This window comes from Mycolicibacterium neoaurum (assembly GCF_036946495.1).
GTDB lineage: Bacteria > Actinomycetota > Actinomycetes > Mycobacteriales > Mycobacteriaceae > Mycobacterium > Mycobacterium neoaurum_B.
In genome coordinates this window covers 1,026,104-1,050,035 of sequence record NZ_JAQIIX010000002.1, presented here as the reverse complement: position 1 = coordinate 1,050,035, position 23,932 = coordinate 1,026,104, and the positions used below count along the sequence as shown (strand labels likewise).

At 67.0% G+C, this 23,932-nt stretch carries 25 protein-coding genes and 1 pseudogene; 11 read left to right on the top strand and 15 right to left on the bottom strand.

The annotated features are described in order from the left end of the window. Positions 1-45: 45 nt before the first annotated feature. From PGN27_RS10380 to urtA, 7 genes are read right to left on the bottom strand one after another with little or no spacing between them, the layout of a single operon-like run. Entirely contained in the window at positions 46-741 is a 696-nt protein-coding gene (locus PGN27_RS10380) for an urease accessory protein UreF (protein ID WP_335328701.1), read from the bottom strand. Continuing rightward, entirely contained in the window at positions 722-1,201 is a 480-nt protein-coding gene (locus PGN27_RS10375; RefSeq protein ID WP_335326048.1) for an urease accessory protein UreE, read from the bottom strand. Before PGN27_RS10375 ends, PGN27_RS10380 begins: the two co-directional genes overlap by 20 nt. After that, on the bottom strand, positions 1,198-2,004 hold the full coding sequence (locus PGN27_RS10370) for an urease accessory protein UreD (RefSeq protein WP_335326047.1): 807 nt from the start codon (positions 2,002-2,004) through the stop codon (positions 1,198-1,200). Before PGN27_RS10370 ends, PGN27_RS10375 begins: the two co-directional genes overlap by 4 nt. Beyond that, complete coding sequence (gene ureG, locus PGN27_RS10365; protein WP_335326046.1) at positions 2,001-2,618, bottom strand: urease accessory protein UreG; 618 nt, start codon at positions 2,616-2,618, stop codon at positions 2,001-2,003. The genes PGN27_RS10370 and ureG overlap by 4 nt, the downstream gene beginning before the upstream one ends. A gap of 11 nt (positions 2,619-2,629) precedes the next feature. After that, positions 2,630-4,345: an urease subunit alpha gene (gene ureC / locus PGN27_RS10360; RefSeq protein WP_335326045.1), complete on the bottom strand. Its 1,716-nt coding sequence runs from the start codon at positions 4,343-4,345 to the stop codon at positions 2,630-2,632. 1 nt (position 4,346) lies between these two features. Next, a complete protein-coding gene (locus tag PGN27_RS10355) occupies positions 4,347-5,048 on the bottom strand; it encodes an urease subunit beta (RefSeq protein ID WP_335326044.1) in 702 nt (233 codons plus the stop codon). Between the two features lie 3 nt (positions 5,049-5,051). Further along, complete coding sequence (gene urtA, locus PGN27_RS10350; RefSeq protein ID WP_335326043.1) at positions 5,052-6,290, bottom strand: urea ABC transporter substrate-binding protein; 1,239 nt, start codon at positions 6,288-6,290, stop codon at positions 5,052-5,054. Positions 6,291-6,470: 180 nt separating this feature from the next. On the opposite strand from urtA, the gene PGN27_RS10345 reads away from it, so the two are divergent. From PGN27_RS10345 to PGN27_RS10320, 6 genes are all read left to right on the top strand, one after another. Then, positions 6,471-7,481 (top strand): helix-turn-helix transcriptional regulator, encoded by a 1,011-nt coding sequence (locus PGN27_RS10345; protein ID WP_335326042.1) that lies wholly within the window; start codon positions 6,471-6,473, stop codon positions 7,479-7,481. Positions 7,482-7,487: 6 nt separating this feature from the next. Beyond that, positions 7,488-8,600 (top strand): alkene reductase, encoded by a 1,113-nt coding sequence (locus tag PGN27_RS10340; RefSeq protein ID WP_335326041.1) that lies wholly within the window; start codon positions 7,488-7,490, stop codon positions 8,598-8,600. Positions 8,601-8,762: 162 nt separating this feature from the next. Continuing rightward, the gene (locus PGN27_RS10335) at positions 8,763-9,974 is read left to right on the top strand and encodes an acetyl-CoA C-acetyltransferase (protein WP_030133225.1); all 1,212 of its coding nucleotides are present in this window, start codon (positions 8,763-8,765) and stop codon (positions 9,972-9,974) included. A gap of 11 nt (positions 9,975-9,985) precedes the next feature. Continuing rightward, positions 9,986-12,133 carry a 3-hydroxyacyl-CoA dehydrogenase NAD-binding domain-containing protein gene (locus PGN27_RS10330; protein WP_335326040.1) on the top strand — a complete coding sequence of 716 codons (2,148 nt, stop codon included), beginning with the start codon at positions 9,986-9,988 and terminating at the stop codon, positions 12,131-12,133. Positions 12,134-12,424: 291 nt separating this feature from the next. Then, entirely contained in the window at positions 12,425-13,387 is a 963-nt protein-coding gene (locus PGN27_RS10325) for a helix-turn-helix domain-containing protein (RefSeq protein WP_335326039.1), read from the top strand. Between the two features lie 43 nt (positions 13,388-13,430). Beyond that, positions 13,431-14,408, top strand: coding sequence for a GGDEF domain-containing protein (locus tag PGN27_RS10320; RefSeq protein WP_335326038.1), 978 nt, complete (start codon positions 13,431-13,433; stop codon positions 14,406-14,408). Here PGN27_RS10320 and PGN27_RS10315 read toward each other — a convergent pair. Further along, a complete protein-coding gene (locus tag PGN27_RS10315; protein WP_335326037.1) occupies positions 14,405-14,830 on the bottom strand; it encodes a pyridoxamine 5'-phosphate oxidase family protein in 426 nt (141 codons plus the stop codon). The genes PGN27_RS10320 and PGN27_RS10315 overlap by 4 nt on opposite strands. Before the next feature lies 1 nt (position 14,831). Further along, positions 14,832-15,560, bottom strand: coding sequence for a hypothetical protein (locus PGN27_RS10310; RefSeq protein ID WP_335326036.1), 729 nt, complete (start codon positions 15,558-15,560; stop codon positions 14,832-14,834). Between the two features lie 104 nt (positions 15,561-15,664). On the opposite strand from PGN27_RS10310, the gene PGN27_RS10305 reads away from it, so the two are divergent. Continuing rightward, complete coding sequence (locus PGN27_RS10305; protein ID WP_335326035.1) at positions 15,665-16,666, top strand: LLM class F420-dependent oxidoreductase; 1,002 nt, start codon at positions 15,665-15,667, stop codon at positions 16,664-16,666. Here PGN27_RS10305 and PGN27_RS10300 read toward each other — a convergent pair. Together PGN27_RS10300 and PGN27_RS10295 are read right to left on the bottom strand one after the other, a co-directional pair. Further along, complete coding sequence (locus tag PGN27_RS10300; RefSeq protein WP_335326034.1) at positions 16,644-17,036, bottom strand: SgcJ/EcaC family oxidoreductase; 393 nt, start codon at positions 17,034-17,036, stop codon at positions 16,644-16,646. The genes PGN27_RS10305 and PGN27_RS10300 overlap by 23 nt on opposite strands. After that, positions 17,023-17,727 carry an SDR family NAD(P)-dependent oxidoreductase gene (locus PGN27_RS10295; RefSeq protein ID WP_335326033.1) on the bottom strand — a complete coding sequence of 235 codons (705 nt, stop codon included), beginning with the start codon at positions 17,725-17,727 and terminating at the stop codon, positions 17,023-17,025. The genes PGN27_RS10300 and PGN27_RS10295 overlap by 14 nt, the downstream gene beginning before the upstream one ends. Positions 17,728-17,842: 115 nt before the next feature. On the opposite strand from PGN27_RS10295, the gene PGN27_RS10290 reads away from it, so the two are divergent. Continuing rightward, a complete protein-coding gene (locus PGN27_RS10290) occupies positions 17,843-18,775 on the top strand; it encodes a LysR family transcriptional regulator (protein WP_335326032.1) in 933 nt (310 codons plus the stop codon). Positions 18,776-18,817: 42 nt separating this feature from the next. Here PGN27_RS10290 and PGN27_RS10285 read toward each other — a convergent pair. Continuing rightward, positions 18,818-19,768 (bottom strand): annotated as a pseudogene (locus PGN27_RS10285) (YbfB/YjiJ family MFS transporter); the annotation flags it as partial. 191 nt (positions 19,769-19,959) lie between these two features. Here PGN27_RS10285 and PGN27_RS10280 point away from each other — a divergent pair. Both PGN27_RS10280 and PGN27_RS10275 read left to right on the top strand, forming a co-directional pair. Beyond that, positions 19,960-20,634: an SDR family oxidoreductase gene (locus PGN27_RS10280; RefSeq protein ID WP_335326031.1), complete on the top strand. Its 675-nt coding sequence runs from the start codon at positions 19,960-19,962 to the stop codon at positions 20,632-20,634. An 8-nt stretch (positions 20,635-20,642) separates the two neighbouring features. Then, positions 20,643-20,987: a cupin domain-containing protein gene (locus PGN27_RS10275; protein WP_335326030.1), complete on the top strand. Its 345-nt coding sequence runs from the start codon at positions 20,643-20,645 to the stop codon at positions 20,985-20,987. Here PGN27_RS10275 and PGN27_RS10270 read toward each other — a convergent pair. Continuing rightward, positions 20,984-21,397 carry a DUF5313 domain-containing protein gene (locus PGN27_RS10270; protein WP_335326029.1) on the bottom strand — a complete coding sequence of 138 codons (414 nt, stop codon included), beginning with the start codon at positions 21,395-21,397 and terminating at the stop codon, positions 20,984-20,986. The two genes, PGN27_RS10275 and PGN27_RS10270, sit on opposite strands and share 4 nt — an antisense overlap. Before the next feature lie 53 nt (positions 21,398-21,450). Here PGN27_RS10270 and PGN27_RS10265 point away from each other — a divergent pair, with 53 nt between their 5' ends. Further along, a complete protein-coding gene (locus tag PGN27_RS10265) occupies positions 21,451-21,930 on the top strand; it encodes a MarR family winged helix-turn-helix transcriptional regulator (protein WP_030133238.1) in 480 nt (159 codons plus the stop codon). Here PGN27_RS10265 and PGN27_RS10260 read toward each other — a convergent pair. Beyond that, entirely contained in the window at positions 21,927-22,277 is a 351-nt protein-coding gene (locus tag PGN27_RS10260) for a VOC family protein (protein WP_335326028.1), read from the bottom strand. The two genes, PGN27_RS10265 and PGN27_RS10260, sit on opposite strands and share 4 nt — an antisense overlap. After that, on the bottom strand, positions 22,274-23,926 hold the full coding sequence (locus PGN27_RS10255; RefSeq protein WP_335326027.1) for a DNA repair helicase XPB: 1,653 nt from the start codon (positions 23,924-23,926) through the stop codon (positions 22,274-22,276). Before PGN27_RS10255 ends, PGN27_RS10260 begins: the two co-directional genes overlap by 4 nt. Between the last annotated feature and the right edge of the window lie 6 nt (positions 23,927-23,932).

Here is a 23,932-nt window from a genome sequence, read left to right as displayed (position 1 = left end):
CCTCCTCGAAGCGGAGTTCACCGCAGTCATCGAATGACCGGTCGATCAGGTCGCGAACAACCGGGATGTCCGCTCCTCGTGGCACATTCCGCTGATCTCCAGCGCCGGTGACACGCTGCTCAACTCACTCAGCGGCCGTTCGCAGGCTGCCTGGGCCAGCACCGCCATCGCTTCGGCGTTGCGCAGCTGGATGCGCTGGCTCTGCAGCGGCCCCAATCTGCCGAGCCGTACCGCCGCGCTCAACAATGACGCCATCATCGACCGCAGCACGCCGACGACGGCGACCTGCCGGGGGATGCCCAACAGTGCCTGCACGACTCCGTCGACCACGGCGGCGTGACCCGGTGCCGAGCCGCTCGACACGGACAGCAGGTACGGATGCCGTTCCCCGATCCCGATCTCGATGGCGGTGGCCGCCAGTTGCCCGCCCGCGGATACCGAGGCGGTGCGGGAGTTGCCGAACAGCTTGTACGTCGCGGCAAGATCGTCGAGTTCGTTGAGGGTGTCGGGATCATCAGCCAGCCAGGCATGCGCGGTGACGGTGGCATCCAGCGTCGCGACGCCGTGCCGCAGGTATCCGCACACCACCGATTCGACCGCATCGGCACCGGCGTCCGGGCGACGGTGCAGCCACTCCTCCAGACCGTGGCTGTGCACCATCCGCCCGGCGGGAAACGCGCTGTCGTGCAACTGCAGCCACAGCGCCAGCGCGGTCGTGACGTCAGTGGTGATGGCCGGCATGGTCATCGGCAGATGTCCGCGCCCAGCCGTGGCCGGCAAGTGCCAGTTCGGTCACCTCACCGATGACACCCATTGTGGCGAGCATGTCCCTGGCGGCGTCGGCGCTGGTGAACAGTGGAACGGTCACACCGTCATCGTCGACGTCGACGGGGGCGTGTTGGTTGCCGAGCAGGTGGCCCAGCATCAGCATGGTGCGCGCGGTGTTATCGGCGAACCGGACCCGGATGGCGGGCTCGGCGGGACGGCGGACCACCACGACGGCGTGGCCGTCATCGGCGATCACGGCATCGTGGTGTAGGAAAACGCCGCGCGGCAACATGATCCGCACCTCGACACCGGTGTCGGTCGTGACGAGCTGTCGGTGCTTGCCCGCATCACCCCAGCCGATGTCGACATGCTGGTGCAGGCGGCCGGCAAAGGCCGGATCATCGACGTGTCCGAGTACGGTATCGGCTATCACGGGGTGCTCCTGGTGATCGGTGGGATGGGCAACATGATGCGGGCCGCATCGTGCAGTGCCTGCTGCACGGCGAGCAGTGCGGGTGCGCTGTCGGTCCTGATCCGTGCGAAAATGCCGGCATCAGAGGGAAGTTCGCCGGCGCCACCCTCAATGCCGGGGTGATCGGCCAGTACCGCGCGCACGGCTGACAGGGCGGCACGGAGGCAGTGGCCCGGCGCGACGATCAGCAGGGTGGCCAGATAGTCCGCTCCGATGACGGCATCCGCGGTGACCAGTTGGCGGTCCCGTGCCACCGCACGGCCCTGTACCCGCACCGTGAACGCGGTGTCGACGACGGCGTACCGGAACCGCTCGCCGTGTGCAATCCGCCCTGCGGCGATCGCATCCCAGCCGATGTACACCCCGCCGGTGGCGACATCGACCTCCAACCGTTGCGCGAAGCTCGAATCGGCTTGCGGGATGATCGTTTTGGGCAGGTACTCCAGCACCGCCCCGGACTCCACGTCGAACGACAGGCGATGCCGCGCACCGGGTCCGCCGCCGGCGAACACCTGGGTGGCGGCCTGGGAGGTGAGGTGCAGATGTGTGCCGGACGCACACCGTACGGTGGTGCTCAGATCGTCATCGGAAAAGGTTCCGCCGCTGGGGCTCTGCACACAGAGGTTGGCTGCGCGGGGGTACGCGGGATCGCAGTGCAGCGCGGTGGTCACCCGCTGCGGGTATCGCTGCCGCAGCCCGGTGATCCGCGTCGTGCCGCTGGCATCGGCGCGGGCGTGCAGGCTCAGCACACCGGGGGCGATCATGCGCGCGCCGTGAGCATCACACCGCGCAGCAACTCCTCGGTCAGGGCGTCCAAGCCGGATCCGGAGCGCAGATCGGTGAACACCGTCGGCTTGGTGGGGCGGGCCGCCGCGCAGTCCCGGCGCATCCCGTCCAGATCGGCGCCCACCAGGTCGGCGAGGTCGATCTTGTTGACCACCAGCAGATCGGCCTGCAGCAGCCCGATGCCCTTCTTGCGCGGGATATCGTCCCCGCCCGCGGTGTCGATGACGAAGATCCAGTAGTCCACCAGGTCGGAGGTGAAGGTGGCGGCCAGGTTGTCGCCACCGGACTCGATGAGAATCAGGTCCAGGTCATCGAATTCGGCCGCCAACCGGCGGGCGGCGGCCAGATTCGCCGACGGGTCCTCGCGGATGGCGGTGTGCGGGCAGGCGCCGGTCTCGACGGCCAGCACCCGGTTCGGGTCGATGACCCCGCTGCGGCGCACCCGTTGGGCATCCTCGTCGGTCACCAGGTCGTTGGTGATCACCGCAACGCCGAGACCCCTGCCGATCAGTTCGGGCACCAGCCGCTCCACCAACCGGGTCTTACCCGACCCGACCGGACCGCCGATACCGATGCGAAGTACCTCGCCCATCGCGTTCTCCTCTACTTCAACGTGTACCGACGGCCCAGCGGCACCGTCGTCATCGGCACGCTCTGGCACAGTTGGCCGTCCACGATCACCCGATAAGTGTCGGGTTCGATCCGGATATCGGGCAGGTAATCGTTGTGCAGCAGATCGGCTTTGGTGAGCCCGCGCGAGCCGTGACAGGCCACCAGCCGGGTCTGCAGTCCGAGTCGCGCACCCAGTCCGGCGTCGATCGCCGCGGCTGCCACGAAGTTCACCGACACGTCGGACGGGGTCTGCCCGTAGGCCGCCCATTGCGGGCGGTACTTCAACGGCTCACATGTCATCAGCGACGCGTTGGCCTCGCCCATCACCGACCATGCCGGGAAGCCGCCCTTGAACACGACCTCGGGGCGGATTCCGAAGAACTTCGGTTCCCACAGCACGATATCGGCGAGCTTGCCCGGCTCCAACGAGCCGACCTCGTGATCGATCCCGAACAGGCGGGCCGGATTGATCGTCAGCTTGGCGATATAACGAAGGATCCGGGCATTGTCGGCACCGGTGCCCTCGTCGGCGGGCAGGGGGCCGCGGGTGGCCCGCATATGTGAGGCCAACTGCCATGTGCGGGCGATGGTCTCCCCGATGCGCCCCATGCCCTGGGAGTCCGACCCCATGGCCGAGATGGCACCCATATCGTGCAACACGTCCTCGGCAGCGATGGTCTCCCGCCGGATCCGCGATTCGGCGAACGCCACATCCTCGGGGATGCGGGGATTCAGATGGTGGCACACCATCACCATGTCCAGGTGTTCGTCGAAGGTGTTGAGTGTGTAGGGATTCGTCGGATTGGTAGAGGACGGAAGGCAATAGGGCTCGCCGACGACCTGCATGATGTCCGGCGCGTGACCGCCGCCGGCCCCCTCGGCGTGATAGGTGTGGATCACCCGGCCACCGATCGCGGCCATGGTGTCCTCGTAGAAGCCGGATTCGTTGAGGGTGTCGGTGTGGATCTGCACCTGCAGGTCCAGTTCGTCGCCGGCGTCCAGCGAGGCCCGGATCGCCGCCGGGGTGGCGCCCCAGTCCTCGTGGATCTTGAATCCGATGGCGCCGGCCAGTCCCTGCTCGATCAGCGGTGCGGTGCTCGATGCGCTGCCGTTGCCGATGAATCCGAAGTTCATCGGGAAGGCCTCCGCGGCCCGTAGCATGCGCGCCAGGTTCGTCGGCCCCGACGAGGTGATGCCGACGGTCACCGGGCCGAGGCCGCCACCGATCATGGTGGTGATGCCGCTGGAGATGGCCTCCTCGACCAGACCGGCGCTGTCGAAATGCACGTGGACGTCGATGGCGCCCGCGGTGGCGATCATGCCCTCGCCGGAGCGGATATCGGTACCTGCGCCGATGATCAGATCGGGGTCCACACCGTCCATGGTGCGCGGGTTGCCGGCCTTGCCGATCCCGACGATGCGTCCGTCGCGGATCCCGATATCGGCCTTCCGGATACCCAACACGGCGTCGACAATGAGCGCATTGGTGATGACGAAGTCCAGTGCCCCTTCGTCATTGGTCAGGTCACCGTGCACGGCCATGCCCTCACGCATGGTCTTGCCGCCGCCGAACACGGCCTCGTCGCCGTACACGGTGGCATCGTGTTCGACACGGGCCAGTAGCTCGGTGTCGGCCAGGCGCACCCGGTCGCCGGTGGTCGGTCCGTACAGTTCGGCGTAGCGGGCCCGGCTGATGCGGTATGCCATCTCAGCTCCCCGAATCCAGGAAGCCGCGGGTGTGCATGGTGCTCATCAGCTCCTCACCGGGATCGGTGTCGGTGGGTCCGTTGGTGACATCGTTCTGGCCGATCACCACGCGGTCACCGCCGTAGCGCGTCAGCGATACCTCCTGCGTCTCACCGGGTTCGAAGCGCACGGCCAGCCCCGACGGGATGTCCAACCGCATGCCGAATGCCGATCGCCGGTCGAACCGCAGCGCCCGGTTGCATTCGAAGAAGTGGAAGTGCGATCCGACCTGGATCGGGCGGTCACCGGTGTTCTGCACGCTCACCGACACGGTGGCCCGGTCGGCGTTGAGCTCGAGGTCGCCGTCGGCGGGCAGGACCTCGCCCGGTGTGAAGGCGATCTCGTCGGCGGTCCGGGTGCCGGGGCCGATCGCGTCGTGCACGGTGACGAGCTTCTGCCCGTCGTCGAAGAACGCCTCGACCTGAACCGAACCCAACAGGGTGCGCACGCCGGGCATGACATCGTCATCGGTGAGCAGGTCGGCCCCGATGGCGGCGGCCTCGGCCACCCCGGCGCCGGATCGGGCGGCCTCGATGACCTCGTCGGCGATCAGTGCCCGGGCCTCGGCATAGGTCAGTGCCAGTCCCGCCGCGCGGTGCTTGCGGGCCAGTTCGGCGGCCAGGAACACCAACAGCCGGTCTTCGTCCTTGGGTGTCAGATGCATGCGTCAGCCCGTGATTCCCTCGGCCCACGGATAGTTCTTGAGGAACGGATCGGGGGTGATGGGTTCCGGTGACTGCCATACCTGGTCGATCAGACCGCTGGGGACCACCTTTCCGACCCGTGCGGTCTTGGTGACGTGGTGGTTCTCACCGTCGATCGTGACGGCACCTTCGGGGGCGTCGACGGTGACGCCGTCGGCCGCGGACTGGATGTCGGCCACCGCGAACGAGTCGGCCTTCTCGACGGTGGCCTTCCACAGGTACACCGCGGTGTAGGCCGATTCCATCGGATCCGAGGTCACCCGGCCGGGGCCGTACTTGGCCTTGAAGTCGGCGACGAACTTCTTGTTGGCCGGGGTATCGAGGGTCTCGTAGTAGTTCCACGACGACAGCTGCCCGACCAGGGTATCGGCGCCGATGCTCTTGACCTCCTCCTCGCCGACGCACATCGACATCACCGGCATGGTCTGGGCCGTCAGCCCGGCGCTGTTGTATTCACGGAAGAAGGCGGTCAGTGACCCGCCCACCACGACGTTGAAGATGGCGTCGGCATCGGCGCTGCGGATCTTGTTGACGATCGTCGCAAAGTTCGTACTGTCCAGCGGCACATAGTCTTCGCCCTTGATCTCGATGCCGTTGGCCGCGGCGTAGGCCTTGACGATGGCATTGGAGGTGCGCGGGAAGACGTAATCGCTGCCCACCAGGTAGAGCGAGGTGACGCCCTGCTGCTTGAGGTAGTCCAGAGCCGGGATGATCTGCTGGTTGGTGGTGGCGCCCGAGTAGAAGATGTTCTTCGAGGACTCCAGGCCCTCGTACTGCTGACCGTAGTAGAGCAGTGCGTTGGAATCCTCGAACACCGGCAGCATCGCCTTGCGGCTCGCCGAGGTGTATCCGCCGAAAACTGCTGCGACACAGTCGCTGTTGACCAGTTTGTTGGCCTTCTCGGCGAACACGGTGGGATCCGATGCGCCGTCCTCGGACAACAGATCGAGCTGCTTGCCAAGCACCCCGCCGCTTGCGTTGATCTCGTCGACGGCCATCGCGATCGCATCATGGATGACCGACTCGCTGACGGCCAGCCCGCCGGACAGTGAGTTGATCGAACCGATCGCGACCTCCGAGCCCGATGTGTCCGCGCACCCCTGTGCCGTCGCGCCCGAGTCGTCACCGGCCCGACTGCCGCAACCGGCCGCGAGCATGGTCGTTGTCGCGAGGAGTGCCACTCCCGCGGTGATTCTGTTCATGTGAGTCGCCTTCGCTGGTCGTGGATCGTTGGCGATCAGCGTAAGAACCAGGGGATTCAGCGGGCTATGGGAGGAATCTCCCATTTCCGCGGTGGGTGTTGCCTGTCCGCCGCGCGGGTGAAACATTCGCGAAACACGCGCTGCCCATCATGCTTTCGGGGACGTGATGAGAAGGATCTGATGGCAGGCGCATATGCGGAGGTGCTGGGCAGCAGCGCGAGTATCGAGACGCGCGCCCACGAGATGCTCGAGGCGCTGAGCGCGCGGGCGGCGTCATCGGCATCGGCGATCAGCCTGTGGGATCCGATCCGCCGCCGGCACGTAGCCGTCGCCAACCACGGCTACCCCGATCATGTGATGGAGCATCTGAACACCTGGTTCATCGATCACGATCCGCTGTTCGACACGATGCGGGTGCGCGGCCTCGGCGCTCTGCGCTGGCGTGACTTTCCCGAGTACCGCGACACCTATTCCGTTCAGGGTGTTTTCGCCCCGGCCGGTTTCGACGAGGGGCTGTCGGCGCGGCTGGTCACCGCGGACGGCAGTTATGCCGGAACCATCCACGTCAACTGTGACGACGCCCGCTATCCGACCGATAACGATGTGGCCGAGATCAATTCGCTGCGCGCGCAGATGGCCGCACAGCTCGACTTCTCCTCACGCCCGCGCATGGTTGCCGAACTCATGGCGCCCGAGGCACAGGCGTGGGCGATCGACGGTGACGGGCAGGCGCATCTGCTGATCCACGGCGACACCTTCGCGGCCCCACTGGACCGCGCACTGGTAGCCGAGATGGTGTTGGCCACCCGGGCAACGGGTTTGGGCTTGCGACCCGAGGCCACTCGGTGGTTCGACGGCGCCGGCTGGCTACACAGCAGGATCATCGACACCGCCCGCCGCTTCGAGCGCGACAGCCTCTCCGGTGTACTGCTGGTGACCAGGGATCCGTTGCCGTTCGGTATCACCGCCCGCGAGCTCGACGCCCTGACGCTCGCGGCACAGGGCCTGACGAACAATCAGATTGCCGCCCGGCTGTTCATCAGCGTCCGTACCGCAGGCCACCATCTGGAGAGTGCGATGGTCAAACTGGGCGCGAGCAACCGGGCGGCGTGTGTGTCACACGCGGTGACCTGGGGTCTGCTCTCGGGGCGGCTGCTGGCGGGGAATGTTTGGGCCGCCGACAGCGCTTAGAGGGAAATGACCGACCAGACCTTCCGTCTCGCGCCCGATGCCGGCCTGCTCACGCCGTTGCAGGTCGGAGCCACCGAGACCGCCAACCGGGTGTTCATGGCACCACTGACGCGCTCGCGCGCGCAATCCGATGCCACCCCGTCGGATCTCGCGGCGCTGTATTACTCCCAGCGCGCGGGTGCCGGGCTGATCATCAGTGAGGCCACCGCGATCTGCGAGCAGGCCAACGGCGCCTACATGAACACCCCGGGCATCTACACCGACCGGCACCAGCAGGCCTGGGCCGATATCGCCGATGCGGTGCACGCCCGGGGCGGGAAGATGTTCGTGCAGCTCTGGCATGTGGGGCGGATGGCGCATCCGGATATCAGCGGGTTCGAGACGGTGGGTCCCTCGGCGGTCGCCGCGGACATGCTCACCCACACCCCGTCGGGCAAACAGCCCTTACCGGTGCCGCGTGCGCTCACCGAGGAGGAGATCGGCACCATCATCGGCCAGTTCCGTGGCGCGGCCCGTCGTGCCGTCGATGCCGGCATGGACGGGGTGGAGATCCACTCTGCCAATGGTTACCTGTTGCACGAGTTCCTCTCCGATGTGGTGAACCTGCGCACCGACGCCTACGGCGGGTCTGCGGAGAATCGCGCCCGGCTGACCGCGGAGGTCGTGGAGGCGGTCGCCGACGAGATCGGTGCGGACCGCGTCGGGCTGCGGATCTCACCGGGAAATGGTGCGGGGGATATGCGTGAGAACGATCAGATCGGCGCTTACGAGGCGTTGCTGAACCGGATCCGCCCGTTGGGGCCGGCCTATCTGCACGTCCTGATCGACCCCAGCACGCAGACGTTCGGGGCACTGCGGGCCCTGTGGCCTGACACTCTGGTGCTCAACACCGGCCGCGATACCGGAACCGATTTCTGCCAGCTGGAGTCCCTGGTCGACTGGGGTGCGGCGAGCGCCGTCGCGGTGGGCCGCAGCTGGCTGGCCAACCCGGACCTGATCGATCGGCTGTTGCTCGGGGCCGAGCTGAACGAGCCCGACGTGCCGACCTTCTACGCCTCCGGACCTGCCGGGTACGTGGACTATCCGACGCTGGCGGAGGCAGAGCCGCAGTCGGCCTGATCCCGATTTTTCAGTGGCCACTTATCGCACGTATTCCCCTGATGGCGTGCGATAGGTGGCCACTGGCGGATGGGTGGAAATTGGACCAACCAACAGGTTGGTTTACGATTTTGCTAGGGTGCGCGATCAGTGCCCTGTCACCCACCCGAAAGGGAACAACATATGTCCGAAGGTGCCTTCATCTATGAGGCCATCCGCACCCCGCGCGGTAAGCAGCGCGGCGGCGCCCTCAACGAGATCAAGCCGGTCAACCTCGTCGTAGGCCTGATCGACGAGATCCGGGCCCGCTACCCCGACCTCGACGAGAACCTGATCAGCGACGTCATCCTGGGTGTCGTGTCCCCGGTCGGCGATCAGGGCGGCGATATCGCCCGTACCGCGGTGCTGGTGTCGGGTCTGCCCGAGACCACCGGTGGTTTCCAGCTCAACCGGTTCTGCGCCTCGGGCCTGGAGGCCGTCAACCTGGGTGCCCAGAAGGTGTCCTCGGGCTGGGATGACCTGGTCCTCGTCGGCGGCGTCGAGTCGATGAGCCGCGTCCCGATGGGTTCTGACGGCGGTGCATGGGCCGGCGACCCCGAGACCAACTACCGCGTCGGATTCGTCCCGCAGGGCATCGGCGCCGATCTGATCGCCACCATCGAGGGCTTCTCCCGCGAGGACGTCGACGCCTACGCCGCGCGCTCGCAGGAGCGGGCCGCTGCGGCATGGTCGGGCGGCTACTTCGCCAAGTCCGTGGTGCCCGTCAAGGATCAGAACGGTCTGGTCGTGCTCGATCACGACGAGCACATGCGTCCGGGCACCACCGTGGAGAGCCTGGGCAAGCTCAAGCCCGCCTTCGCGGATCTGGGTGCGATGGGCGGCTTCGACGACGTGGCGCTGCAGAAGTACCACTACGTGGAGAAGATCAACCACGTCCACACCGGCGGTAACAGCTCGGGCATCGTCGACGGCGCCGCACTGGTGCTGATCGGCAGCGAGGCCGCGGGCAAGGCCCAGGGGCTGACCCCGCGGGCGCGCGTGGTGGCCACCGCCACCAGCGGCGCCGACCCGGTGATCATGCTCACCGGACCCACCCCGGCGACCAAGAAGGTGCTCGACCGCGCCGGACTGACCGTCGACGATATCGACCTGTTCGAGCTGAACGAGGCGTTCGCCTCGGTCGTGATGAAGTTCCAGAAGGATCTCAACATCCCGGACGAGAAGCTCAACGTCAACGGCGGCGCCATCGCGATGGGTCACCCGTTGGGTGCCACCGGCGCCATGATCACCGGAACCATGGTCGACGAGCTCGAGCGTCGCGGTGCCAAGCGTGCGCTGATCACGCTGTGCGTCGGCGGCGGTATGGGCGTGGCCACCATCATCGAGCGCGTCTAGGAGATATGACCATGGCAGAGAACACCATCAAGTGGGAGCAGGATGCCGACGGCATCGTCACCCTGACGCTGGACGACCCGACCGGGTCGGCCAACGTGATGAACGAGCACTACAAGCAGTCCATGCATGACGCGGTGGAACGCCTTGTCGCCGAGAAGGATTCGATCACCGGTGTGGTGATCGCCAGCGCGAAGAAGACCTTTTTCGCCGGCGGTGACCTCAAGGGCATGATCAACATCGGTCCCGACGATGCCCAGCAGGCATTCGAGGAGGTCGAGTTCATCAAGGCCGATCTGCGCAAGCTGGAGACCCTCGGCAAGCCCGTCGTGACCGCGATCAACGGCGCCGCGCTCGGTGGCGGTCTTGAGATCGCGCTGGCCACCCATCACCGCATCGCCGCCGATGTCAAGGGTGTCGTCATCGGCCTGCCCGAGGTGACCCTGGGCCTGCTGCCCGGCGGTGGCGGCGTGGCCCGCACCGTGCGGATGTTCGGCATCCAGAAGGCCTTCATGGAGGTGCTCAGCCAGGGCACCCGGTTCAACCCGGCCAAGGCCCTCGAAATCGGACTCGTGGATCGGCTCGTCCCGTCCGTGGATGAACTCATCCCGGCGGCCAAGAAGTGGATCAAGGACAACCCCGAGGGCGGCGTGCAGCCGTGGGATGTCAAGGGCTACAAGATGCCCGGGGGTACCCCGAGCAGCCCCGGCCTCGCCGCGATCCTGCCGTCCTTCCCGGCGCTGCTCAAGAAGCAGCTCAAGGGTGCGCCGATGCCGGCCCCGCGGGCCATCCTTGCCGCGGCCGTCGAGGGCGCTCAGGTGGACTTCGAGGGGGCGACTCGCATCGAGAGCCGCTACTTCACCCAGCTGGTCACCGGTCAGGTCGCCAAGAACATGATCCAGGCCTTCTTCCTGGACCTGCAGGCCATCAACGGTGGCGCATCGCGTCCCGAGGGCATCGCGCCGGTGCCGATCAAGAAGATCGGTGTGCTGGGTGCGGGCATGATGGGCGCCGGTATCGCCTACGTGTCGGCCAAGGCCGGTTATGACGTCGTGCTCAAGGACGTCTCGATCGAGGCGGCGCAGAAGGGCAAGGCCTACTCCGAGGGTCTGGAAGCCAAGGCGCTCAAGCGTGGCAAGACCACCGAGGAACGATCTGCTGCATTGCTCTCGAAGATCACCCCGACCGCCGACCCCGCCGATCTGGCCGGTGTGGACTTCGTGATCGAGGCCGTTTTCGAGAACCAGGAACTCAAGCACAAGGTGTTCCAGGAGATCGAGGACATCGTCGAGCCCAACGCCCTGCTCGGTTCGAACACCTCCACCCTGCCGATCACCGGTCTGGCCACCGGTGTCAAGCGCCAGGAGGATTTCATCGGGATCCACTTCTTCAGCCCCGTGGACAAGATGCCGCTGGTCGAGATCATCAAGGGCGAGAAGACCTCCGACGAGGCGCTGGCCCGCGTGTTCGACTACACGCTGGCCATCAAGAAGACCCCGATCGTGGTCAACGACAGCCGTGGCTTCTTCACCAGCCGCGTCATCGGCACCTTCGTCAACGAGGCGCTCGCGATGCTTGGTGAGGGCATCGAGGCCGCCACCATCGAGCAGGCCGGAGCCCAGGCCGGATACCCGGCCGCACCGCTGCAGCTCTCCGATGAGTTGAACCTGGAGCTCATGCACAAGATCGCCGGCGAGACCCGCAAGGCGGCCGAGGCGAACGGTGAGACCTACGTGCCGCACCCGGCCGAAGCGGTCGTTGAGAAGATGATCGAGATCGGTCGCCCGTCGCGTCTGAAGGGTGCCGGCTTCTACGAGTACGCCGACGGCAAGCGGGTCGGACTGTGGTCGGGGCTCAAGGAGACCTTCAACTCCGGTAGCGCCACCATCGAGCTGCAGGATGCCATCGACCGCATGCTGTTCGCCGAGGCTCTGGAGACCCAGAAGTGCCTCGACGAGGGCGTGCTGACCTCGACCGCCGATGCCAACATCGGCTCGATCATGGGTATCGGCTACCCGCCGTACACCGGTGGTTCGGCGCAGTTCATCGTCGGCTACGAAGGCCCGCACGGTGTCGGCAAGGCCGCGTTCGTGGCCCGTGCCAAGGAGCTGGCGGCCCGCTACGGCGATCGCTTCAACCCGCCCGCCTCGCTGGAGGGCTGATCGCGGCGCGCCACTCGGCGCGCGGTAAGACCAGAAGCCCCCGGGCCCGCTGTCCTCGAAACGGCGAGCCCGGGGGTTTTCTCGTGCGTGCTGGGGACTCCGCGGCGGGGGTGAGGCCATGGGCGAGCCCGTTGGCGGCGTGGATCCCGGCGGCGAACGCCTTCAGGGCGGACCAGAAGCGGAGAAAAGGGCCCTGGTGCGTCCTATCGAGCTGGGTCATATCGACGACGATGCCGGGTCGGGGGACGGAGGCACACCGGCACTGATGCCATCTAACGATAAGATAGTGACATGCACACTGTCGCCATCCTGGCCTACGACGGGATGACCGGATTCGAATCGGGTCTTGCCGCCGAGATCTTCGGGATGGCCGAATTGCCGGGACGGTTCTCCGCCGGGGTCGCCCCCGGTGGATACGAGGTCAAGCTGTGCTCGGAACAACCCGAGTTCCGGATGTTGGGCGGGGCCGTGGTGCGCACCTCGTACGGCATCGCGGATCTGGCGAGCGCGGATACGGTGTTGATCCCCAGCGTGCGCGATGTCGAGCAGGAGCCCTCGGATGCGCTGCTCGACGCCATCCGCGCCGCCGATTCGCGTGGCGCCCGGCTGGTCTCCATCTGCTCCGGCGCCTTCGCGCTGGCCGCGGCCGGCGTGCTCGACGGGCACACCGCGACGACACACTGGATCTATGCCGACCTGTTGGGGCAGCGGTATCCGGCGATCGAGGTGGATCCGGCGCCGCTCTACGTCGACAACGGGCGGGTACTCACCAGTGCGGGCTGTGCGGCCGGGTTGGATCTGTGCCTGCACATCGTGCGCCGCGACCACGGCGTGCGGGTGGCCAACGATGTCGCGCGTCGGCTCGTCGTCTCGCCGCACCGTGCCGGCGGGCAAGCACAGTACATCGAAAACCCGGTTCCCGAACCCGCGGTCGACGGCCGGATCGCCGCCGGGATGGCCTGGGCCCTGGAACATCTCGACCGCCCCATCACCCTCGACGAACTCGCCGAGCGGTCGTCGCTGTCCAGGCGCAGCTACCTGCGCCAGTTCGCCAAGGCCACTGGGACCACGCCCATCAAATGGCTTATCGAGCAACGCATCCAGGCCAGCCTTGCGTTGCTGGAATCCTCGGACCTCGGCGTCGAACAGATCGCGACGCGGGTCGGCTTCGAATCACCGGTGACCTTCCGCCATCACTTCGTCCGGCAGATGCGGACCACGCCGCGCGAGTATCGTGGGTGCTTCGCCGGATAGTGATCACGTTGTATCCACCGACCCGGTAGAGCAGGCTGGGCGGATGACCCACTTCGCCTCGCGTTCGGCAGCGAAGTTCCCGGCGATGGCCGACCAGAGGGTCCGGCTGCTGCGCATCTACCTGTGCGCCACCGGTTTTCTCTACACCTACGGCGTCGTGTTCACGATCTTCCCGGTGCGCACCGACCTGGAGTACGCCAACCCCGTCGGCGGCATCATCGCGGTTGCGCTCAGCGCAGTGGGGCTGATCCAGCTGGCCGTCCGCCCGGGCCACACCCTGCCCGCGACCGCCGCCGCCGTCATGGCGACCCCGGCCGTGATGGCATTCCACGTCACCCTGACCGCCGAATACATGTGCCTCATCGCGCCGATGTTCCTGGCGATGTACCTACGGGCCTTCTATCCCACCCGCCGAGCCTGGACGTGGATCGCGGTACTGGTCATCTGCTGCCTCGGCGCGGTTGCGGTGGCTCCGGCACCGCACGTCGGGGTCATCACCTACCTGATCATCGCGGTCGCGATCACGGGAGCGGCGGAATCCTTTGGACTGCTGATGCGTGCCATGTTCACCGCCGCGTGCACCGATCCGCTCACCGGACTGGCGAATCGGGCAGGCTGGGAGATGGCGACCGCGGATCTGGTCGCGCGGGCGGGTGCGCGGCCGGTCACCGTGATCGCGCTCGATATCGACGGACTCAAGGCGATCAACGACACCCAGGGACATTCCGCGGGTGAACGGCGCATCACCGACTATGCAACCTCGTGGTCGAGGCTGGTGCCGCGCGGTGCGGTGCTGGCGCGGTTGGGCGGCGACGAGTTCGCGATCTGTCTCGCGGGCGCGGCCACCGCCGAGCGCGAGCGACTGCTCGACGCCATCCGATCGAAGACCCCGGGGGTCAGTATCGGCACCGCCACCGATGCGGTGGCTCCTGCCGGTATCGGCGAGCTCTATGCCCGCGCGGACGCCGATCTGTACCGCGGACGCGGCCGGCCGCTGCGCGAGGTGTCAGACTCCGGCTAGAACGCACCCATATCGGCGGAAAACCAGTGCTGCGGCCGCAGATACACGGCCACGCTGGACCCGTGCTCTCGCCGGGCCATCTCCAGATACGGTTCGACCGCCTCTGCAGGCAGGTAACGCCTGGCCATCTCGACGAGCTGATCGTCGGTGGCGTCGTCCATCCGCGCTACCGCACCGTCGACGCTGACGTATCGGACCGTCGGTTCGACGCGATCGACCATCAGCGACAGATGCCCGGCTGCCTCGATCAGCTTGTGCTTGCGCGACCCGACCCCGGTGAGGAACCACGGCTGTCCGCCGGGGACGTACTGGTACCAGATCGGCAGTGTCAACGGCCCACGGTGCGGGCCGGCCGCTACCGAGAGCGCAGCCACATGCGGCTCGGCCAGGAATGCCTCACGCTCTTCCCTGGCCAGCGGCATGTCAGATGCAGGGGGTGAAGAACAGCAGTCGCGGACCACAGCCGAGCAGCGGACCCGGCAATCCCGGAGGCGGCGGCAGGCCCGGCAGCCCGATCGGCGGCGGGGGCGGCAGCTGCGGGGGACCGGGCAGACCGATCGGTGGCGGCGGCGGCAGGCCGGGAAGCCCGGCGGGCGGCGGCGGAAGGCTGGGCAGACCCAGCGCAGGCAGCGCCGTCGACACTCGCGCCACATCGGAGACCGCCGAGAAGGTCTGGCCGGTGGCCTGAACGGCACCCAGGGCACCGCCGATGGGCGTGACCTCACCGGGCAGCAGGCCGAACAGCGCCAGCACGGCTGCGGTGTCGGCGGCGGCGCCGGCGAGCACGGCCGGCCAACCGACGATGGTGTTGGCGATACCGAACGACGTACCGATGGTCGAGTTGATCTCGGGGATTGCGCCGACGTTGCGGGCCAACTGCACCACACCACCCAGTTGATCCGGGGTCAGCTTAGCGACGGCGGGGGTGCGGGCCTTCTGGACCGCGGCCGAGATCAGCGACTGGCATTCGCCGGTGTCGGAGTTGCGGACCTGCGAGTCATTGCAGGTGTCGACGCAGTTGCCGTTGTAGGAAACCTGGCCGCGCGAGCACTGCTCGGCAAGCGCCGGGGGTGCGAAGGCCACGGTCATGGCGGTCAGCGGCAGCGCGGCCGCCAGCGCGGCATTCGCGATGCGACGTCGGAGGGCAGTCATGACCATGTCCTTCATGTGATGCAGCAACGATTGAGGTACAGCAACGATCCCGTCACAGTGTAGACGATGTAAGAAAGTGGCGCGTGGGCCTAAAGTCGAGGGCTATGCGCTTCGGACTGTTCATCCCGCAGGGTTGGCGACTCGATCTCGTCGACATCCCCACCGAAAACCACTGGTCAGTGATGAATGAACTGGCTCGTCACGCCGATAACAGCACGTGGGACTCGGTGTGGGTGTACGACCACTTCCACACGGTTCCGCTGCCCACCGACGAGGCCACCCATGAGGCCTGGACGTTGATGGCGGCATTCGCAGCGATCACCGAACGGGTGAAATTGGGTCAGATGTGCACCGCCATGAGCTACCGCAACCCGGCCTACCTGGCAAAGGTCGCCGCCACCACCGACATCATCTCCGGCGGCCGCGTCCAGATGGGTATCGGTGGCGGCTGGTACGAACACGAGTGGCGCGCCTACGGCTACGGTTTCCCCTCGGCAGGCGAGCGGCTCGGTCGTCTCGACGAGGGTGTGCAGATCATGCGGGACGCCTGGCGTGACGGCCGGGTCACCCTGGAGGGCAAGCACTATCAGGTCAACGATGCGATCGTCGCCCCGAAGCCACTGCAGCAGGGCGGGCCGCCGCTGTGGATCGCCGGCGGCGGCGAGAAGGTGACACTCAAGATCGCTGCGAAATACGCCCGCTACACGAACTTCAGCAGCGCACCGGAGGATTTCCGGCACAAGTCCGACGTCCTGGCCGAGCACTGCCGAACGGTGGGCACCGACTTCGACGCCATCATCCGCTCGGCGAACTTCAACTGCGTCCTCGGCGCTTCCGAGGACGAGGTGCGCCGGCGACTGGAGCGCATCCGGGAGCGCCAGGTCGGCGCCGTCGGCGAGGACGCCGCACCCGCCATCGACGCCATGCTCGCCAACGTCGCCTCCCCGGACTCGGCCACCGGCACCCCCGAGCAGGTCATCGAACGCCTTTCCCGGCTGCGCGACCTCGGGTGCGAGTACGCCATCATGTACTTCCCCGAGGCGGCCTACGACCGCTCCGGCATAGAACTCTTCGAGCGTGAGGTCATTCCTGCGCTGAGTCGGTGACAGCACTGACCTGGTACTGCGCTATGCGCCAGCCCTCGGCGGTATCGGTGAGGACAACCCCGAGGTTCAGGCTCACCCCCGTACCGTCGGCGAAGGCGAAGTCCGCACGAAGGTAGCCCGAGACCACGGTGGCCGCCAGGCGTCGCGTCTGCAGGAACGAATAGTCGACCGTGAGCCCCGCCGGCTGCCCCGCGTAATAGGCGTACACACCGTCGCGACCGACGCTGTAGGGCTTGAGCCCCTGGAAGACGGTGTCCTCGGTGAACACCGCGGCGGTCCGGTCGGGATCGTGGGTGTCGATCCCGGCCTTCCACTCGTCGAGCACACCGGCCAGGATCGTCGCGGTGTCATCGCGTTCAGTGCCCGGCATGCTGGCCTCCGTCGACGTGCAGGACTTCACCGGTCACGAAGCCGGCACGCTCCAGATACAACACCGCGTCCACGACATCGTCGAGTTCACCGATCCGCTGCTGCGGGTTCAGTGTCGCCAGCGCCGGATAGTCATCCTCGGCGTGCATCGGGGTGCGGATGATGCCCAACGCGACGGCGTTGGCCCGGATACCGCGTTCGGCGTACTCGACGGCCAGTGACCGGGTGGCGGCGTTCAGGCCGCCCTTGGTCAGCGATGCCAGCACCGACGGCGCGGCCTTGGTGGCCTGGTCGACCAGGCTGGTGGACACGTTCACGATGTGCCCGCCGGCGGGCATCACCGCAAGGGCCGCCCTGGTCACCTCGAAGAAGCCGCGCAGGTTCACCCCGGTGATGGCGTCGTAATCGGCGTCGGTGTAGTCGGTGAACGGCTTGGCGATGAAGATGCCCGCGTTGTTCACGACGGTGTCGACGCGGCCGAACCGCTCGATGGCCGCATCGATGATGCGCTGTCCGACACCGGGTACGCCGATGTCCCCTGCGACGGCCAGGACCGACGGGTCGTCACCGGCCACGATGTTGCGTGAGTTCGCGACGACGGCGTAGCCGAGGCCGCGGTAGCCGGCGACCAGTGCCTCGCCGATGCCCTGGGATGCGCCGGTGATGACGGCGACGCGGGTGGGGTAGTTCATGATCGTGCCTTTCTGCTGGGTCTGCACCGCACAACGGCATTGCACTCGACGCCCGTCCCGGCCGATAGGACCGGAAAGCTCGCTGGTGCGAGCCGGTGGCTACTACGCTGGGCCGGTGGAGTTGCGTCAGCTGCGGTACTTCGTGACCGTCGCCGAGGAACTTAACTTCGGCCGGGCGGCCGAACGGCTGCGTATCGCGGGACCGTCGCTGTCCCAGCAGATCAAGGCGCTCGAACGTGATCTGAAGGTGCAGCTGTTCGACCGCGACCGCCGGTCGGTGGCGTTGACGGCGGCCGGAGCGGCGTTGCTGCCCGACGCGCGGTCGCTGGTCCGTCAGGCCGACGAGTTGCGCAGGCGGGTAACGGGTTTGGCGGCCGACGACCCGGTGCGGATCGGTTGTGTGAATTGGTGCCCGGTGGACTGGTCCGAACGCGCGGCCGGGGTGGCCACCCTGCGGGTCGACACCTGGGTGATGCCCTCGCACGCCCAGGCCGCCCGGGTGGCCGACGGTAGCCTGGATCTGGCGATCTGCTGGGTACAGAACACCGACCTTGCCGAGTTGGACCTGTCCGCGCGCTTGGTGGGCATCGACCGGCTCTATGCCCTGTCGGCCGGCGCTGAGTCCGGGCCCGTCGAGGCGAAAGACACTGTGGTGCTTGTCGATACCGACACTGCGAGCTGGTTGTCGTGGAATCGATACGCCGAGCAGTACGCGGCGGCCACGGGGGCGCGCGTCATGCGCACCGATGACGGTGGTGTCACCGGACCGACATTCTTCGAGCATGTCCGCCGAATCGGCCGCCCGGTGCTCAACAATCCCAAGGGGCAGAATGACACCGGCGCCGGTGACCTGACCCGCCGGCCCGTGCACAATCCGGAACCGCTGTGGACGTGGTCACTGGTCTGGCGAAACTCGGAGGACAGGGCTTCGGTGTTGGCCGTCGTGGACGCGTTCACCCGAGAGCCCGTCGTTCTCGACAACGGTGCTGGGAGGCACTGGCTTCCGCCCGCTGATCCATATCACGGCGCAGACCAGCGCGGCGACTGACACGGTCGCCGCACCCGCGCCGAGCACGATGCGAAAATCGCCGTGCAGCAGCGGGCCGACCATCAGCGGACCGACGATCTGACCGGCTGAATAGCCGGCCGTCAACACCGCCACCGCGCCCGGCACGCCGAGCCGGCGGCCGTAGGCCAAGGCCAGTGAGCTGACCCCGATGAAGGTCCCGCCGAACAGAACTGCCGCCAACGTCGCCGCGACGGCGGTACCGAAGCAGGCCAACGCAATCCCGCCCGTCTGCAGCAGCAGGGCAATGGTCAACAGCGCCGGATGCGACCACCGCGCCGACACGCGATCCCACACAACGGCCGAGGGAATGACGGACAGACCGACCATCAGCCATGCCATCCCGCCGATGGGACCGGGGGAGCGCTGGGCCATGGCGGCGACCAGGAATGCGGCGGCAATGATGTAGCCGATGCCCTCCAACGTGTAACCGCCGAAAAGCAACCAGAACCGGGACCCGTCCCCGGGCCGGGTCGACCCGACTGCTGCCGGGCGCGGTCCAGGGCGCGTCCGCCCGGCGGGCACACTCAGCAGGGCGGCCAGTGCGCCGACCGACCACCACGCCAGGCGCCAGTCCGCGGGCAGTGCCAACACCAGTGCCGCCGACGATGCGATGCCGACACCCACCCCGCCCAAACCCCATCCGGCGTGTCGCGGTGCCACATCGAGCAGGCCGTTCACGGCGACCACGAATGCCAGCGCGCTCCCGAGCCCGGCAATCGTGCGCAGCGCCAACCACATCGGCACCGTCGTGGTCAGTGCCATTGCGGGCAGGCTGACCGTGATCACCGTCAACGAGGTGAGCAAGACCGTGCGGGAGTGGGCGAGCCGCGGCACCACCGTGGCGGCCACCGCGCCGGCCAGGTATCCGGTGTAGTTTGCCGTCGCCAGTTGCCCCGCGGTGTGCGGACCCAAAGCGGTCTGGGCCGTCATCAACGGCATGATCGGGGTATAGGCGAAACGGCCGATGCCCATCGCGGCCGCCAACGTCGTCATCGAACGCGCCACCGGCCAGAGAGATTTCAGCAGCATCAGACGATGGTCACCGCCCGGACGCACCGCGGGCCACGACGCACACTCTCCCAGCTGGGAGATTGTGCCTTCCAAGCGATGGGATAAAAGACCGCACGGGAGGTGTTGATCAGGGCATACCGAAGGAGCCCATCATGAACGACACCATCACCGTGCTGATCACCGGCGCCAATCGCGGCCTCGGCCGCCGGATAGCCGAAGAATTCCTCGCCCGCGGGGCCAAGGTGTACGCCGGTGCGCGGCGTCCCGAGACGGTCGACATCCCCGGCGCGATTCCCGTCCGGATCGACATCACCGACCCGGAATCGATCCGACGAGCAGCCGAAAAGGCGTCGGATATCACGGTTCTGGTCAACAACGCCGGTATCTCCACGCGCGCCAACCTGTTGTCGGGGTCGATCGAGGACATCCGGTCCGAGATGGAAACGCACTATTTCGGCACCCTGAATGTCATCAGAGAGTTTGCGCCGGTACTCGAAAACAACGGCGGCGGAATGATTCTGAATGTGCTGTCGGTGCTGTCCTGGGCTCATCCCGCGACCTCGGGTGCTTATGCCGCTGCAAAGGCCGCGGCGTGGGCGTTGACCGACGCGGTCCGTGACGACCTCGCTCCGCGCGGCGTCACCGTCACCGCCTTGCATGTCGGCTACATGGATACCGATATGGTCAGTTACGTTCCGGCCGAACAGAAATCGGATCCGGCAGCGATTGCCCAGCGGGCCGTCGACGGCCTGCTGGCCGGTGCGGTGGAGGTCCTGGCCGATGATACGGCGCGACAGGCGAAGGCGGCCTTGTCAGGGGTGAGATAGTGGCAGGTATGGAAAAGATCTCACTGACCGCCCTGGCTCGCGAGCATCTGGAGACTGCGCGTTCGCACAACAGTGGCCGCAGTGCGCACACCGTCTACGGGGGACACGAACACGCCCTGCGGCAGACCCTGTTGGCGCTGTCGGCGGGTCACGGACTCGACGATCACGAGAGCCCTGGGGAGGCCACGCTGCAGGTGCTGCATGGTCGTGTCCGGCTCACGACGGCCGAGGCGAACTGGGAGGGCTCGGCCGGCGATCATCTGGTGGTGCCGACGGTCCGGCACGGGGTGTCGGCGCTCGAGGATTCGGTGGTGCTGTTGACGGTCGCGAAGACCGTCGGCCCGCACGTCTAGAACGGGCTCGGGTTGGACTGCCATTCTGCCTCCTGCGGACGGGCGCCATAGCGGCGCGCGTAGTCCTCGTGCAGGCGGGCGTTCTTCTCCCGGTTCATGGTGTCGATCAGTTTGGGGTCCAGCCCGTGCTGGGAAAGTCGGTGCCTGCGCCACACCTTGTTGAGCACGAAGGCCATCACCAACGCCCAGGTGTAAATGGGCACGGTCATCTCCAAGTGGACGTACAGTGACGCCGGCAACAACCACAGCGGAGCAAGGATGACGGCCGGCGGGATCGCGTAACGCAGCATGTGTCTGCGCACCGCGCCCTTGCCGGTCAGGTCGGCCGTCACCCAGTCGCGCATGGAGTCGGGTAGGCGGCGCCCATATGCGTAGAGCACCCGCTGGAAGAAACTCGGTGTTGCGGCCATATTTAGATAGTACCCTAATTATTAGTAGGCCAAGCAAGTAGTACAGTGTGATGGTGGCCGCTGTGACCGAAGACCTCGACCCCCTCGCCCTGGAACGTCAGGTGTGTTTCGCGCTGGCGGTCACCAACCGCGCAGTGCTGGCGGTGTACCGCCCACTCCTGGAACCGCTGGGCCTGACCCATCCCCAGTACCTCGTCATGCTGGCGCTGTGGGACAACGACAAGGCGGGCGGCGATGCGCTGTCGGTCAAGCAGATCGCCGGGTTGCTGCAGATGGACTCGGCCACCGTCTCACCGATGCTCAAACGCCTCGAGGCGCTGGGATTCATCAGCCGCACCCGCAGCGTCTCCGATGAGCGCACCACGCTGGTCACCCTGACCAAGGGGGGTTCCGCGCTGCGACGCCAGGCGCTGGCCATCCCGCCGGCGGTGGTGGCCCGGCTCGGCGTCGACATGGCCGAACTTGAGCAGCTGCACTCCGTGCTCACCCGGATCAACCTGGCCGCCGTGGCGGCCGGCGCGCTGGATTCCTAGCCGCGATGTGACAGCACGTTGACGATATTGCCCGCGCCGTCGGCGAAGAAGAACCTGCGCACGCCCCACTCCTCGTCGGACAGCGGATGCACGATCTGCAATCCCGCGCCCACCGCGGCCGCATGTGCGGCATCGACATCGTCGACTTCGATCGACACCGTCGGATTCACCGCCGCCGTCTGATCCTTTGTCATCAGGCTCAGCTGGTGGCGGTGGTCGGCATCGGCGAGGGTGACGATCCAGCCGTGATTCATCACCTCGCTCAGCCCGAGCGTCGCGATATACGCCGCACGGGCGGCGTCGATATCGGGCACGGTCAAGATCGGCACCACCCGGCCGACGGTCATATCGCCGGGCCCAGCAGGTCGTCGGCGTCCTTGATGAGGTAGCCGTACCCCTGCTCTGCGAGGAACCGCTGCCGGTGCGCGGCGTACTCGGCGTCCAGGCTGTCGCGGCTGACCACCGAATAGAAGATCGCGCCGCCACCGTCGGCCTTGGGCCGCAGCAACCGGCCCAACCGCTGCGCCTCCTCCTGGCGCGACCCGAACGTTCCCGAAACCTGAACGGCCACTGAGGCTTCGGGCAGGTCGATGGAGAAGTTGGCGACCTTGGAGACCACCAGGGTGCGGATCTCGCCCCGCCGGAACTGGTCGAAGAGCTCCTCGCGCTCGGCGTTCTTGGTCGAGCCCTGGATCACCGGCGCACCGAGCTCCTGGCCGAGTTCGTCGAGCTGATCCAGATAGGCGCCGATCACCAGCGTCGGCTCGTCCTTGTGCTTCTCCAGGATCGACTTCACCACGGCGATCTTGGTGTGCGCCGTCGAGCACAGCTTGTAGCGTTCCTCCGGTTCGGCCGTCGCGTAGATCATCCGCTCGTTGTCGGTCATGGTGACCCGGACCTCGATGCACTCGGCCGGAGCGATCCAGCCCTGGGCCTCGATGTCCTTCCATGGCGCGTCGTAACGCTTCGGCCCGATCAACGAGAACACATCACCCTCGCGACCGTCCTCGCGGATCAGGGTGGCGGTCAGCCCGAGCCTGCGGCGCGATTGCAGATCGGCGGTCATCCGGAACACCGGCGCGGGCAGCAGGTGCACCTCGTCGTAGATGATCAGGCCCCAGTCGCGGCTGTCGAAGAGCTCCAGGTGCTTGTACTCGCCCTTGGTGCGCCGCGTGATCACCTGATAGGTGGCGATGGTGACCGGGCGGATCTCCTTGCGCTCGCCCGAGTACTCGCCGATCTCCTCCTCGGTGAGCGAGGTGCGTGCGATCAGCTCGCGCTTCCACTGCCTGCCGGCGACCGTGTTGGTGACGAGGATCAGCGTGGTGGCACCGGCCTTGGCCATCGCGGCCGCCCCGACAATCGTCTTACCGGCGCCACACGGCAGCACGACCACACCGGAGCCGCCTGCCCAGAACGATTCGGCCGCCATCTCCTGGTAGTCGCGCAGCGCCCAGCCGTCCTGGGCGAGGTCGATGCGGTGTGCCTCGCCGTCGACGTAGCCCGCCAGGTCCTCGGCGGGCCAGCCGATCTTCAGCAGCATCTGTTTGATCCGGCCGCGTTCGCTGCCGTGCACGATGACGGTGTCGTCATCGATGCGCGCCCCGAGCATCGGGGTGATCTTCTTGTTGCGCAGCACCTCTTCGAGCACCGCGCGGTCCAGGCTGACCAGCGTCAGCCCGTGGGCCGGGTGCTTGACCAGTTGCAGACGTCCGTAGCGCGCCATGGTGTCGACGATGTCGACCAGCAGCGGCTGCGGCACCGCGTACCGGGAGAAGCTGACCAGCGCGTCGACCACCTGCTCGGCGTCATGCCCGGCGGCACGGGCGTTCCACAGCGCCAGCGGGGTGATGCGATAGGTGTGGATGTGCTCGGGCGCGCGTTCCAGTTCGGCGAACGGCGCGATCGCGGCGCGCGCGGCGCCGGCGAGTTCGTGATCGGTTTCGAGCAGCACGGTCTTGTCGGACTGGACGATCAGCGGGCCCTCGGTACTCATCCCATC